The sequence below is a fragment of the Thalassotalea sp. G20_0 genome (assembly GCF_017744175.1).
Lineage (GTDB): Bacteria > Pseudomonadota > Gammaproteobacteria > Pseudomonadales > Endozoicomonadaceae > Endozoicomonas.
Genome location: NZ_JAGHQV010000010.1, coordinates 107,202 through 122,206 on the forward strand (window position 1 = coordinate 107,202; position 15,005 = coordinate 122,206).

The following is a 15,005-nucleotide window of genomic DNA, read 5'->3' on the forward strand; positions in this document are numbered from 1 at the left end:
TTCAGGTCATCTGCCGGTTAATTACTGTCCAATTATCATGCCCACCATTTGGTTGGCGGCACTTTTTGTTCACACCTTTATGTCTGCAGGGAAAGCAGAATCTGATAATTGTCTGAGCAGTCTGTGATCACGACCGGTATTTATCATGGGTTGGCGATATCAATGAAAGAAATTGTGGATAAAGTGCTTGCTTCCAGGGTGAAGCGAAGAACGTTTATGAAGTGGGGAACCGCTGCGGGCAGTGCGGCAGTGGTTGCTGCGCACACACTGCCGGTGAAAGCTTATGCGACAGAGGCCAAACGTGCTGATGAAGAGATCAAGTCAGTCTGGTCTGCCTGTACGGTCAACTGCGGCTCCCGCTGTGCACTGCGCCATCAGGTAAAAGACGGTGTGATCATTCATACCGAAACCGATAACACCGGTGACGATACCTATGGTGACCACCAGGTTCGCGCCTGTCTCCGTGGCCGTTCCTTCCGCAAGCGCGTCTACAATCCTGACCGTCTGAAATATCCGATGAAGCGTGTGGGTAAGCGTGGTGAAGGTCGATTTGAGCGCATCAGCTGGGATGAAGCGTTTGACACCATCGCTGATAACCTGAAGCGCATCAAAAAAGAGTATGGCAATGAAGCCATCTATCTCAACTATTGTACTGGTACGCTGGGAGGCACGGTGTCCAAATCCTGGCCGCCAGCCGCCACACCGATCGCCCGCTTGATGAACTGCTGGGGCGGTTATCTTAACCACTATGGTGATTACAGTACGGCTCAGATTGCCGTGAGTTTACCGTATTTGTACGGCGGCAGCTGGGTGGATAATAACTGCACGTCAGATGTTGTTAATACCAGGCTGGTGGTCAACTTTGGCAACAACCCGGCTGAAACCCGTATGAGTGGTGCCGGTATTGTTTATCAGCTGTCCGAAGCCCGACAACGCAGTAACGCACGTATGATCACCTTTGATCCGCGCATGACCGATACGGTCCTGGGTGCCAATGATGAATGGGTTCCTCTGCGACCAGGTACCGATGCCGCACTGGTAGCCGGTATGGCGTGGGTGATGATTAGCGAAAATCTGGTGGATAATGAATTCCTTGGCAAGTACACCATCGGCTACGATGAAAACTCACTGCCAGCCAGCGCACCGAAAGGCGCTTCCTGGAAATCCTATATTCTGGGCAAAGGCGATGATGGTGTTGAAAAGACCCCGCAATGGGCGGCAAAAATAACCGGTGTCCCGGCAGACACCATCATCCGTCTGGCCCGTGAAATTGCCATGACCAAACCCTGCAACATTATGCAGGGCTGGGGTCTGCAGCGCACCGCCAATGGTGAGCAGGCCAGCCGGGCGATCTGTATGCTGGCGGTGATGACCGGTAATGTGGGTATTCCCGGTGGTGGTACCGGTGCCCGTGAAGGCAGCTACTCCATGCCCTTTGCGGTCTTTCCGACACTGACCAACCCGGTATCAACCTCTATTCCCATGTTCCTCTGGACGGATGCCATTTACCGTCATGATGAAATGACCGCGTTGACCGCCGGTATTCGTGGTGCCGAAAAGCTGACCCAGCCCATCAAGTTTATCTGGAACTATGCGGGTAACTGCATCATCAACCAGCATTCGGACACCAATCGCACCCATGACATTCTTCAGGATGACAGCCAGTGTGAAATGATTGTGGTGATCGACAACCACATGACGCCCAGTGCACGCTATGCGGATATTCTGCTGCCTGATTTGACTGCGGCTGAACAACCGGATTTCGCCCCTAACGGGTTCTGCGGCAATATGGGTTACACCATTTTCTGTGATACTGCGGTTGAGCCGTTGTATGAATGCCGTTCGGTCTACGACATGTGTACAGGTATTGCCAAACGTCTTGGGGTAGAAGCGCAGTTCACCGAAGGTCGGGACCAGGAAGCCTGGTTGCGTCATATTTATGCAGAATCCCAGAGAATGAATCCGACACTGGTGGACTTGGACTTTCAGGCCTTCCGTGAGCAGGGCATTGTCAAGCAGAAGAACCCCGGTGAACCTCATGTTCAATTCCGTGAGTTCCGGGAAAACCCTGAAAAGCATCCACTGGATACCCCCTCCGGTAAAATTGAGATCTATTCTGAACGCCTGGCAAATATTGCCTCCAGCTGGACACTGGGGGAGAGCGATATTATTCGGGCACTGCCTGAATACGTTTCTTCCTGGGAGGGGCATGAGGCAGACCACACTGAACAGTATCCGCTGCAGATGTTTGGTTTCCACTTTAAAGCCCGTACTCACTCCACTTATGGCAACGTCGATGTGCTGCGGGAAACCAACCGCCAGGAAGTGTGGATCAACCCGGTTGATGCCCACAAGCGCAAGATAAAAGACGGCGACATGCTGAAGGTCTGGAATGACCGCGGCGAGATCCGTGTTGCCGCGAAAGTGACCGAGCGCATTATGCCTGGCGTGGTCGCCATGGGGCAGGGCAGCTGGTACGCACCAGACCGCAGCGGCGTGGACCGTGGCGCGTGTATGAATACCCTGACCACCCAGCGCCCGTCACCATTGGCCAAGGGCAATCCCCAGCACAGTAATCTGGTTGAAATTGCCAAGGCATAACAGGAATAAAGTTCGATGAAGCAACCCTCGATAAAACAACTGGGATTTTACGTCGACACGGCCAAGTGTACGGGCTGCAAAACCTGTCAATTGTCGTGCAAAGATAAGAATGACCTGAAAGTCGGCGTGAACTGGCGCCGGGTTTATGAATACGGCGGTGGTAGCTGGTTTCAGAACGAAGACGGCACTTATGCCCAGGACGTGTTTGCCTATTACACCTCCATCAGCTGCAACCACTGTGCCAAACCCGCCTGTGCCAAGGCCTGCCCAACCGGTGCCATGCACAAGCGTGACAAGGATGGTCTGGTGGTTGTCAATGCTGATGTCTGTATTGGCTGCCGTTACTGTGAAATGGCCTGCCCCTACGGTGCACCGCAGTTTGATGCCGAGAAGAAAGTCATGACCAAGTGTGATGGCTGTTTCGACCGTGTTGAGCAGGGCAAGCAGCCGATCTGTATCGAATCCTGCCCGCTGCGTGCCCTGGATTTTGGTCTGATCGAAGAACTGCGTGCCAAATACGGCACGGAAGCGGATATCGCGCCACTGCCGGACTCTTCTCTGACTGAACCGTCGCTGGTGATGAAGGCGAGCCGTCATGCCAAACCTTCCGGCGACAAAATCGGACGCATTATGAACACACGGGAGGTATAACCATGCATGAGTTGCCACTGGTATTTTTTACGGTGCTGGCACAGGGCACCGTTGGCCTGTTCCTGGTACTGGCCTGCCTGCTGATGGCGAACAGCGATGCCAACCGTCAGCAGCTGTTGAATAAACTGCTGATGGTGGTTCTGGTGCTGCTGGGTGTCTCCGGCGCTGCGGCCATGACTCACCTGGGGCAGCCGTTGCGTGCCATAAACGTGATCTTTGGTCTGGAGCATCTGTCGGCGCTGAGTGTTGAGATCATCACCACTGCGCTGTTTGGTGGTGCTGTCTTCACTTATGCGGCCATGGTGCACTTCGGTATCCTGGCAAAGTTGCAGAAGCTGGTACTGGCCGGAGCCATGGTTCTGGGCATTCTGTTACTGCTGGCCATTGCCAATGTTTACACCCTGGCCACGGTGCCCGCCTGGAACAGCGGCTGGACCATCTTCCAGTTTGTTATGACTGCTTTTGTGGTGGGTATCCCTGCGGCGGCACTGATGCTGAGAAGTCAGTCGGCCTCTTTGGGTGCATTCCAGAAAAACGCTGATCGTGCACTGGCCACCCTGGGTTTTATCACCCTGGGTCTGGTGCTGGTGGGATACCCGCTGTACCTGTTCTGGCTGGGTCAGGTTGACCTGCCTGCTAACCCGCTGGGTCTGTTTGACTACCACGGTCGTCTGATGCTGGCCCGTCTCGGTCTGCTGTTTGCTGGTCTGGGCGTTTGGGTGATGGCTGCCACTCGTGGTAATAACTCAGCGGCAGGTCTGGCAGGGGTGAGTACCGTCCTGGTGCTCACGGCTGAACTGTGTGGTCGTATCTTCTTCTATGACCTGCATATGTTTGCCAGTGGCATGTAAATAAGTACAAAGTTCCTCCTTCATAAATAAAAGGAGGAACTATTCAAAAACTACGGACTCGTGAACGCACAACAGCTATTACCAGCTTTGCCTGATCAGGCCCTGGTCATAGCTACTCAGGATAGTCAGGAAGAAGACGCCCATATTTCACTGGAAGAAACAGGAACTATTTTTGGAACTAACGTAATAAAAAGCACGAAAATCACAAGGTTTTTGCAATATTTACTTTGTCGTTTTTTCCTGGTGCTGAGGTAAATTTAGTACTTTCGTATCATTTTTGTCGGGCGGGGTAGATAAGTAACGTACACCTTAAGAACAGTTGTTGAAACTTTTTAGTAAAAATGAAGTCTATTAAAGCGAAATATTTCGATAAACTTTTATAGAGGTAATTTTTATGGACGTATCATGCTCAACTGCTAAAAGTTTTTTCTGCCCCCCCGGCAGTAAAGGACTTTACGCATTGTCTTGCGCAGGATGTGCAACGGAAGGTTATTTTCTAGGTGGGTTTTGTACCTGTGCTACGGTGTCAAAAGATTTCGCTTATTTTTGTCTCGGTGCTGCTGGGGGGGCGGTAGCAGGAGGTGCTGTAGGCCTTGCAGCAATGGGTGGAGTCGTTGCCTATTGCCATGTATTAGAGCGTAAAATCGATCTCCAATCTTCCATTGACCCCAAGGTGATCACACAACAGCCCGGTTCGCCCTTGATTATCTCTCATGCTCCTGGAGTAACTGTCGTACCGACAGAAATTCAAGGTGAAGTTGGATCAATCAATAACTAAACCGTGTTATGCCTCCCCGGGAATTGCCAGCACCATGCACCATGATTTCTGAGTTTCATGGGGAATGGCGGTGGTGACTCGAGTCGGCTGTTATCCCCTGTGGGTACGCATGGGAACAGACCTTCGGGGAGTGTTGTTCAGGATTTTGAGACAACCTCATTTACCCACAGACAGTTAAACAATGGCGGGATTAAACGACAGATAAATAGCATGAATTATCCGCGACATTTCTGCTCTTCTAATTCCCTGAACTTCCGTTGCTCATAGTCTGACAGCACAAGACCATAGCTTCTATCCACACGAGTGAATCTGACGACATACTGGCAGTCTTTTCTTGGTATTGCGGTGCTAGTAATACTATCGTACAAGAATCGTGATTACAGTTACAGAGTAGGGAATTAATATTTACAGATTAAGAGAAGTTACAGAAACTTTTTAGAAAAAATGATGTCCAATCAGAGTGAAAAAATCTAATAAATTCCTTAAAAGGTAAAAATATGAACTCTTCAGGCCCATGTGCTACTACTAAAGATTGTTTATGCCCCCCCGAAAATCACCTTGCATACAAGTGGGGTGCTGGTGCAGGTGGAGTGGTAGGTTGTTTTGGTGGTATGGTCTGTGCGGCGAGAGAACCTCTCGGTACATTTATTCTCGGCGCTTTTGGAGGCACGGCAGCAGGAGTTGTTTCAGGCCTTTCATCAGTGGCCACATGCGTGGCCTGTTGCCACTTAATTACTGAGTGTATTCTTTGTCAACCTACCATTGACTCCAACGTGATCACACAACAGCCCGGGTTGCCCTCGATTATCTCTCAGGCTCCTGTACTAACTGTCGAATGGACAGAAACTCCAGGTGAAAAGGAACCAGTCAATAAAACATCCGTGAAATGCCTCCGGGAATTGCCTGCACCATGCACACCCGAACTAACCGCCATGCACCATGATCTCTGAGTTTTACAGGGTATGGAGGTGAGGGACTCGAGTCGGCTTTTATGCCCTGTGGGTGTGCATGGGAACAGACCTTCAGGGAGTGTTGTTCAGGATTTTACGACAATCTCACTTATCCACAGGCAGTTAAGCGATGGTGAGATTAAACGATAAGCACATGGCATGAGTTATCCGCGGCACTTCCGCTTTTGTTCGGCAAATAGCACCGCTATTCACCTCACAAAACCGAATTTTTATCCTCAATTTTCTGTCGTCCTCGCTACGGGGTCGCCTAGACGGGCGCTATTCCCGGACTGCCTCCCAAGGCACAAGTAGCCCTGCTATTATTCGTCATTCCGCCTTGCCCTGCTGCCCAAAATGGCTTATTCCATCTCATATTCAGAAGGCGGCATTGGTATGAGAGGCTCTGTTAAATTAACTGAATTGTTGAATATACCTCACCGCAACAGGCCCGATACTATCTATGGCTACCTTAATGATTTCGGGTTTGTTTTGTAAAGAATCACCAACGTACCGCAGGGCATTACCATTGTTCTGCAAGGCGATATTGACCAGTTCTGGATCATTACGGCATTTGTCACTGGCAAACTCCAGCGCCAGCGGATTTTGTTGCAGGGCAAGTTTGACCACTTCCGGACAATCCTGAAGTGCGCCACTGGCACAGGAAGAAGACAGCCATATTTACTGGAAGAAACAGGAACTATTTTTGGAACTAACGTAATAATAAGCACGAAAATCACAAGGTTTTTGCAATATTTACTTTGCCGTTTTTTCCTGGTGCTGAGGTAAATTTAGTGCTTTCGTATCATTTTTGTTGGGCGGGGTAGATAAGTAACGTACACCTTAAGAACAGTGTTGAAACTTTTTAGTAAAAATGAAGTCTATTAAAGTGAAATATTCCGATAAACTTTTATAGAGGTAATTTTTATGGACGTATCATGCTCAACTGCTAAAAGTTTTTTCTGCCCCCCCGGCACTGAAAAACCATACTTATTTTCTTCCATTGGATGTGCAACGGTAGGTGCTATTGGTGGTGGGTTTGGTGCCTGTTCCAGTGTGGTAGAAACTGCCGGTTATTCTATCGGTCATTTTTGTCTCGGCGCTTTTGGGGGCGGGGCAGCAGGAGGTGTTATAGGCCTTGCAGCAATGTGTGGAGTCGTTACCTGTTGCAATTTAGGAGAGCGTCGAATTGCTCTCCAACCTTCCATTGACCCCAAGGTGATCACACAACAGCCCGGTTCGCCCTTGGTTATCTCTCATGCTCCTGAAGTAACTGGCGTACCGACAGAAATTCAAGGTGAAGTTGGATCAATCAATAACTAAACCGTGTTATGCCCCCCTCGGGAATTGCCAGCACCATGCACCATGATTTCTGAGTTTCATGGGGTATGGCGGTGGTGACTCGAGTCGGCTGTTATCCCCTGTGGGTGCGCATGGGAATTGACCTTCGTGAAGTGTTGTTCAGGATTTTTAGACAACCTCATTTACCCACAGGCAGTTAAACAATGGCGGGATTAAACGACAGATAAATAGCATGAATTATCCGCGACATTTCTGCTCTTCTAATTCCCTGAACTTCCGTTGCTCATAGTCTGACAGCACAAGACCATAGCTTCTATCCACACGAGTGAATCTGACGACATACTGGCAGTCTTTTCGTGGTATTGCGGTGCTTGTAGTTCTATCGTACAGGAATTGTGGTTACAGAGTAGGGAATTAATTTACAGATTAAGAGAATTTGCAAAAACTTTTTAGAAAAAGTGAGGTCTAAGCAGTGAAGAATCCTGATAAATTTCTGAAAAGGTAAAAAATATGATCTCATTAGGCCAATGTGCTGCTACTAAAGATTGCTTATACCCCCCTGACACTCACCTTGCATACAAGATTGGTGCTGGTGCAGGTGGAGCGATAGGTTGTTTTTGTGGTCTGCTTTGTGCGGCGAAAGGACCTCTCGGTCCAGCTCTTCTCAGCGCTCTGGAATTCGGGGCAGGAGGGGTTATTTCAGGCCTTTCAACTATGGCTACAGCCGTGGTCTGTGACAACTTGTTATTTACTGGTTGTACTCGTTGTCCACCTCCCATTGGCTCCAGAGTGATCACACAACAGCCCAAACAGCCCGGGATGCCCTTGATTATTTCTCAGGCTCCTGTACTAACAACTGTCGAATGGGCAGTAACTCCAGATGAAAAGGAACCAATGGATAAAATAGCCGTGTAATGCCCCCCGGGAATTGCCTGCACCATGCACACCCGAACTAACCGCCATGCACCATGAACTCAGGGTTTTACAGGGTATGGCGGTGAGGGACTCGAGTCGGCTTTCACCAGAGATTGGTACTTGTCGGCCCGGGCGTTACCAAAAGAGTCCTCGGCCACGCCCGATGATCTGACACTTTCCTATGTTGAAAAGCAGAAGTGTCTGAAGCAACGGATGTCGGAATTTCACATAGTGGAATATTCTAATAAATTTCTAAAAAGGTAATAAATATGAACACTTTAGGCTCATGTACTGCTACTAAAGATTGCTTATGCCCCCCCGACGCTCACGCTAGCTACAAGCTTTGTGGTGTTTCAGGTATAGCGTTAGGTGGTAGTCTTGGCATGCTTGGTTCATGTTGTACAAAACCTCTCGAGGTAAGTACTCTCATCACTTTGGGAGGCGCGGCAGCAGGAGGTGTTTCAGGTCTTGCAGCAATTGCTGCATGCTCGTGCTGTTGCCACTTGATTCGGAAGGATGATACCCCTTCCATTGGCTCAAGAATAATCACACAACAGCCCGGGATGCCCTCGATTATCTCTCATGCCCCTGTATTAACTGTCGAATTGAAAGAAATTCCACGTGATATGGGACCAATCATTATAATAACCGCGTAATGCCCCCCCGGGAATTGCCAGCACCATGCACATCCGAACTAACCGCCATGCACCATGATCTCTGGTTTATACCGGGTATGGCGGTGAGGGACTCGAGTCGGCTTTTATGCCCTGCGGGTGTGCATCGGAACCGACCTTCGGAAAGTGTTGTTCAGGATTTTACGGCAACCTCACTTGCCCACAGGCAGTTAAGCGATGGTGAGAATAAACGACAAATACATAATATAAGTTATCCGCGGCACTTCTCCTCTTCTAATTCCCTGAATTTCCGTTGCTCATAGTCTGACAGCACAAGACCATAGCTTTTTACCACACGAGTGAATCTGGCAACATACTGGCAGTGGAAAGACTTCGAAGGTGGTAACCACTCAAGGACACCTGATGCCCCTTTCTGGCGGTTGACACTGGCCTGGACGGCAAAAAGGTTCACTTCATCATTGGCAAACTGCACTCTTTTTGCCTTCGACCACTGATTAGCCCCACGATCCCAGGCCCATCTCAGAGGCACTAAATGGTCGATATCAACCTGGCGAGCTTCATAAAACGTCTTTCCCGTGTAGGGATCAAGCCATCTGCCCCGATATACAGCGCACTGGTTACCGGCTGTATCTATCGCGCTGGTACTCTGCTTCATCAGAAGCTCGTGGCGAGTGTTCATACAGTTCCTGTCTTCATCAGCCCAATCACCAAAATATGAACGGTCATATTTTGCCGGACTCTGACGGTACGTTGCCGCATTCGACTTTTTTAAGCCTGATCCTTTAGGAAGTCTGCCGCCGGAACTGAGGCAATCATTGAGAGAGTAGAAGGCAGTATAGTTTTTTGTTCTCTCATAGCTGGAGCTAGAGATATCGTGACAGATGCCTGAATTGCTCTTTTTTACCAGTTCTGCACTATTTACAGAGGTGCTCAAGAGTGCCAGAAACGTTATCAGGAGGTGTTTCATCGAGAAATTAACACAGGATTGAATATTACACGACAAAATACATTAAAAGGACTATTGAATAAATACCACCTCTTGTACGGTACTGGCTCAAGGAACCGTTGACTTGCTCCCGGTACTGGCCTGCCTGCCCCCACTGGGCCTGTTTGACTGATATGGTCGTCTGGTCTGGTTCGTCTACAGAGTCAAACTCGGATAAATATAATTTTTTAAGCAGGGACGTTTAAAAGCTATAATGGCGTAGAGGGAAAGAAAATAAAAGCGACGTTTGTTGTATTACTATATGACCATTTCCTTATTATCAAACACTCGTACATTAAAATACGAGAGTTGAGCAATAAAAATATTTGATTACTATCGAATGAATAACCTACTGTTTAATCCTAATGATAAAAACTTGCATATTTAGTGAGTGTTAAATGAAGCCAATTTCATCAACTCAAGTTACAAGTTTATGCCTGCCAAGTGATGATCAGAAAGTTAAACAAAACCACATACACATTTCTACAGAAGGTTACCGATACACTGTTGGCGGTAACGGCGTTTTTGTAAACACCTTTTGTAAGGCATTTCACGAGCGTAGTTGTAGAAATATCATGGTTCTTCCACTGCTTGAATTCGTAGAGGATACGGATATAAAAAAATCAATCACATCTGGCTGTCAGCTTTCTTCTGGTGAATTAATATTGGTTGAAAGGTGCAGTGATATGCCTGAATGTGATGTCTATAGAGTCCAGCCAACAGGGAGGCAGAAAAGGTATTTTGAAAAGCATATTAATTCATACAATATAGAGCAAGAACACAAAGACTCTTTGGCAGAGGATCTTTACTTCAAAGAACAAGGAATTAATGATTCTGATGAAAGATTGATATCTTGTGGTGCTATATCTCTAAAAATGTGTGTATTTAACCAGATAGCTGCAAAATTTGTCAACGAAGTGCTTTTACCAACAATGGGAAGCGAAAAAGTATATATTCATGATCATTTTTTTGGAGGATCCCTTCAATACATTAATCACTTCGAAAATGTTAAAAAAGTCAACTGGGTGCATTGCTTAAGTCCCCACACGGGTTTTAGCGACTGTATGGCCAATAAAAAGCCTGTTTATACAACCCAGAGCTATATGAAGATGGATGAGAGCAAGTTATGCAAGCTACCGGATTATGAAAAGCCTGCAAGAGAGAGGGCAATTAAACATGCTGATGTAATTTTAACAGTATCGAAATATGCCCAATCTTTTCTGACATTTAAACATCCTCTCATATCAAAGTTCTTGAGGATTCACAAAAAGGAAATCAGCTCAATCAAAAGCTGCTCAGATTTATCAAAATTTAGCCTGAGTGCTACCGCCAAAAAATACGGGTTAGAAGGAACTCCGGAAAAAAATATCAAATCAAAACTCAGAGACCTGTTCTTTGCTGGAAAATTGCCTTTAAAGCCCCCATTAAATAGCAAAGGGTGTGTGAACCCAGTCGCTAAAAACTTACCAATTGTTTTTTTTATGGGCAGGCCTCATTTTGAAAAAGGGATACAGCATGTACTGAATATGGTGAAAAAACTGGATTGTCTATTTTTTATTGTTTCTAACGGAACAGAAAAAGATTCATTTATTCAAGCTATTCAGGAAACCAAAGCAGCAAGAAATAACCTCATTTTACTTACTAAAAATCAAGAACATAAGCAACTCTTAATGGCTGTTGCGGACTATGCCGTTATTCCTTCTCTGGCTGAGTCCTTAGGCTTGATTGCCGGTGAATGTAATTCTATGGGGCTGCATGTAATCAACTCTGATGTAGGGGGGCTGCCTGAGGCGTCTCCTCCTTGCGATGAATGCAGAACAGAAGTTCATTCAAATGCGGAGTATGGTCATTACTCAGAAGATACAGATAAGGCATTTCTCCTGGCAGTTAGTGAAAAGTTAAAAGCCGGAAGGCCAAGATCATCTCACATTGTGAGGCATGCCAGTTATTTCCATTCAATGGAGAAATTTACTACTTCAATAGAAAATGCTCTTTCTAATTAAGCCTCGTCATCATACTCTGGTGGCAGCAGCAAAAAGTTCCTTGCAAGTGTGGAATTGGGTATCATTTGGTAAAAAATTTTCCCGTCATGTACGCTCGACTTCACAAAATAGCCGCGCTCACTGAGCAGTCGGGCACCCGGAGAGTCCGGCTGCCGGAGCATCTGCTCCAGTTCAGATTGTTCCAAGGTACCAACAGAGGGCAGGATCGCCTTCTCCTGCAGCCGCCTCGTCTCAGTTTCCAGGGCACCCCGGATGTCAGCCGACATCCGTTTTTCCAGCCCGGGTTCATTAGCCACCACGATCATCTTTTCTGCCAGGGTCATTGCTTCGGGTAACCTGACTTGTCGAAGTTCCCCTTCATTGTGCAGGCGACGATAAGCGCCACCGGACCCGGTATCCGGATCCCAGCAATCAGGCTGTGGGGGATCTGTACTCTGCCGGTGGTGTTCTGCGAAGCAAGGTGAAATACCGGCTCTCTCAGCGATAACGAACCTGACCAGATCGTTCAGGCACTCACGCAAACACTGATAGGGATCAGGTGCCTGCTCAATCAGTAATCGTCGTTCATGGTTATCAACCGGGAGATGGTATTGACTGGTGAACGGATTGGGCATTTGGTGATGCCATCCCCCGGTAATGCTGGCCAGATCCCGAAAGCTCAACATGACTGACTGGATCAGCAGGGTGAAGTCCGGGTTGTTGACCACGGACAGCAGTTCAATCTTTTCTGGCTGAAAATAGCCATCATGGATCATGTCACTGGTGTCAATTTCTGCTGAGTCTGGTGTCAGCCTGATCGCCGGAAAGTCCTCCCGTGGTGGTTTTACCCGCAGGTTATCCACAATATCCCCAAAGCGCAGCACCTGACGCAGCAGTAATTCTTCCTCCGAGCATTGGTGGTCAGGAGTGAACGACGGATTTTCAGCATCCATCATGTTGCAGTTTTTGTTTCTCAGGGCGCTGGCCACCAGGGTAACCAGCTGCCCGGGGTACTGTTGCAGCCTGGACATATCACGCTGAAACAGTTCTGCTGCCCGCAGCTCTTCAACATCTTTATGCTCATCTTCAGCGACAGCATCGTGGTAGAGTTCGGCGATGGGCAGTAACTCTTGCAACTCGGGATGCTTCAGTAGTAATTCCCGGAATGGCTTATGAAAGTCGGGCAAAACTTTACTATCCATGAGGAATTCGGTGGCCAGCTGTGTGCGCAGGGCGTGATCCAGTCCGTGCCATTTGCGGTAATAGGGTTTTGTGCCGTTCGCCAGGATGGCTTGTGCCCTGTTGGGATGGGGAAACTGGTAATAATACTGACCGATTATCTGGGTAAGTGACTTATAACGGCCAGCAGGCAGTATTTCCATGCCTTCAAAGGTTGGTGGTGATGCCAGAAAATTCACCAGCCAGTCCGGCTGGCATTCTCCTTGTTCCTTTCGCCGGACCACAACGGCAGGCTTGCAAGTGTAATATTTCCCCAGAAAAATACTCAGCCTTTGATCAATGGTTCGATTGAGAGTCGCTGTACTCTTTAAATGCTCACGTAACTGTTCATCACTGTATCGAAGGGGTGAAAATCTATTTTCCAGAAATTCTTTAACTGCATGCCCATAAACCGGTTCATTGATAAAAAAGCAATGATAAAACTCCTTGCCAAGCAGTCCAACAGCCTCCCGATGTAGATCTGAACCAGCCAGCTGCCGGTGATTCAAATGCTCGTGCAATGCTTTTTTCAGGATCGATACCCTGTTTGCTATCATATAATGTTTAGCTACTGGGCCGTCCCCATCATTGCAAAGAAGTTCCCACAGCACCTCGTTACGAATGGCTTTGGCTTCATCGTTGGTCAACAGATTCGCCCGGAGAAAATGATTGGCAGATGTTAATATTTCAAGATGATCTGCAAGCTGGGTTGATGTTTGATAATTGAGATAGATTCTTGCGCCGTAAGCGATGAGCAGGCAACACACCAGCGGATTACAGTGGATAGGTGTTGATTCCTTGTACCCTAATAAATAGGGAACAAACAATTTGTTATTTAATAGCTCCCGGCAGATGACCGCTTGTGCGGCAAAGGTGGGTCTAACCTGCTCGAAAATGTAGTCCCAGCTAGAGTCCTTGTCGTGTATTTCGAAATCATAATATAGCCAGGGAAAGTGTTTATGAAACGGGGTCTGCTCAAGCAAGGCTTCCAGTAATATCTTCGGTAAACCCACTTTACTGTTGACCCCGTCCGCCCGGGCTGGAAGTTCGCTTAAGAATGTTGCTGAATCACAGTTCTCGATGGCTGTCAGGATGGCTTTGATGTCGGTACCAAGCGCCTTGACACTGGCTGATACCGTGCTGACCTGCTCCGGAATATTTTTCAGCAGCTGCAGAAATCGTTCACCACCGGACTGACTCAATAACTGGTAAAGCCTGAGTTCCTGACCAGTGAAGTTGCCGTATTGAGAGAAGGCACGAATGTTTCGCCGCAGCATTAGCGCTTGTGTGCGGCTGATTTCCACCGGGGGAGACAACACCCCCTGATGACTGTTGTACAGGCACAGTTTTACAGGCTCACGGAACTCATCACCGGACGCGTTACCTTTATTTTGCTCAAGCGTCAGAATATTGCCCATGACTTCTTCAAGACGGCGAAAAGAAAACTCCCTGGTAAAGTCCAGAAGATAGCCATAGTGCATGCGGTCAAAATTAATGTGACAGAGAATTTCCGGATATTTGCCTGCTCCTGTAATGAACCGTTCAGTCGGTTGGTGCAGTAAATAGCCATTCACACCAAGGTGTCCTGAGGTTAAAGGTGATCTGCTAAACAGGGAATGCTTTCTGCGATAACTCTCTACTATTTTCTCTTCCAAAACACGCCAGCTGGTAATTTTCTTGGTGTATGTGAACTTGCTGCACGGTTCCCCCGAGGCATTCGAACAGACATCTTTTTTAAAAGCCCAGAGCATATGGCAGCCGGGTGCAGGTTTCAGAACCGTAATGACCTGGTCTGGCCTGGTTCCAAATTGATCCGGTCGCCTGGCTTCTATTGCATATTGGGCACCGGGTGACAGTAAACTCACTGGCCTGTATTGATCGCCTGAACCGGCAGCTTGTAATGCATTGACAACACGAACCATCATCCCGCCAAACTGACTGAATGCGGCAACAGGATTAAATTCCTCTCTCTTGCCGCCTGCCGGTGATGGATGAAATCCTGACGAACCAATGCTTGCTTCCGCCTGAGGTATGGACATATCAATGGTCTCACTGAATTTAAAATCGTATATCGGACTGCACGGGAGTATGGCTCCGCCTGAGTGAAATGAGCACAAACTTCAGACACCGAAAATATCGA

Annotated in this window: 9 protein-coding genes; 6 read left to right on the plus strand and 3 right to left on the minus strand. The window is 47.9% G+C overall.

Features of this window, described 5'->3' with window-relative positions; genetic code table 11:
* The first annotated feature begins 108 nt into the window (after positions 1-108).
* The 4 genes from J7438_RS08435 (at position 109) to J7438_RS08450 (ending at position 4,881) form a co-directional block, all read left to right on the plus strand.
* Positions 109-2,601, plus strand: a complete 2,493-nt coding sequence (locus J7438_RS08435; RefSeq protein ID WP_286196470.1) for a DMSO/selenate family reductase complex A subunit — start codon at positions 109-111, stop codon at positions 2,599-2,601.
* A gap of 15 nt (positions 2,602-2,616) precedes the next feature.
* Positions 2,617-3,252: a DMSO/selenate family reductase complex B subunit gene (locus J7438_RS08440; protein WP_286196471.1), complete on the plus strand. Its 636-nt coding sequence runs from the start codon at positions 2,617-2,619 to the stop codon at positions 3,250-3,252.
* A gap of 2 nt (positions 3,253-3,254) precedes the next feature.
* Positions 3,255-4,103, plus strand: coding sequence for a dimethyl sulfoxide reductase anchor subunit family protein (locus J7438_RS08445; RefSeq protein WP_209200680.1), 849 nt, complete (start codon positions 3,255-3,257; stop codon positions 4,101-4,103).
* Between the two features lie 394 nt (positions 4,104-4,497).
* Positions 4,498-4,881: a hypothetical protein gene (locus J7438_RS08450; protein WP_209276202.1), complete on the plus strand. Its 384-nt coding sequence runs from the start codon at positions 4,498-4,500 to the stop codon at positions 4,879-4,881.
* 1,361 nt (positions 4,882-6,242) lie between these two features.
* On the opposite strand, the gene J7438_RS08455 is transcribed toward J7438_RS08450, so the two are convergent.
* Positions 6,243-6,458 (minus strand): DUF4116 domain-containing protein, encoded by a 216-nt coding sequence (locus tag J7438_RS08455; RefSeq protein ID WP_209276203.1) that lies wholly within the window; start codon positions 6,456-6,458, stop codon positions 6,243-6,245.
* 297 nt (positions 6,459-6,755) lie between these two features.
* Between J7438_RS08455 and J7438_RS08460 the strand changes: the two genes are divergently transcribed.
* Positions 6,756-7,151 (plus strand): hypothetical protein, encoded by a 396-nt coding sequence (locus J7438_RS08460; RefSeq protein ID WP_209276204.1) that lies wholly within the window; start codon positions 6,756-6,758, stop codon positions 7,149-7,151.
* A 1,779-nt stretch (positions 7,152-8,930) separates the two neighbouring features.
* On the opposite strand, the gene J7438_RS27635 is transcribed toward J7438_RS08460, so the two are convergent.
* A complete protein-coding gene (locus J7438_RS27635; protein ID WP_209200684.1) occupies positions 8,931-9,359 on the minus strand; it encodes an HNH endonuclease family protein in 429 nt (142 codons plus the stop codon).
* 704 nt (positions 9,360-10,063) lie between these two features.
* Between J7438_RS27635 and J7438_RS08470 the strand changes: the two genes are divergently transcribed.
* A complete protein-coding gene (locus J7438_RS08470; RefSeq protein ID WP_209276206.1) occupies positions 10,064-11,668 on the plus strand; it encodes a glycosyltransferase in 1,605 nt (534 codons plus the stop codon).
* On the opposite strand, the gene J7438_RS08475 is transcribed toward J7438_RS08470, so the two are convergent.
* Entirely contained in the window at positions 11,665-14,904 is a 3,240-nt protein-coding gene (locus J7438_RS08475) for a hypothetical protein (protein WP_209276207.1), read from the minus strand. The genes J7438_RS08470 and J7438_RS08475 overlap by 4 nt on opposite strands.
* Between the last annotated feature and the right edge of the window lie 101 nt (positions 14,905-15,005).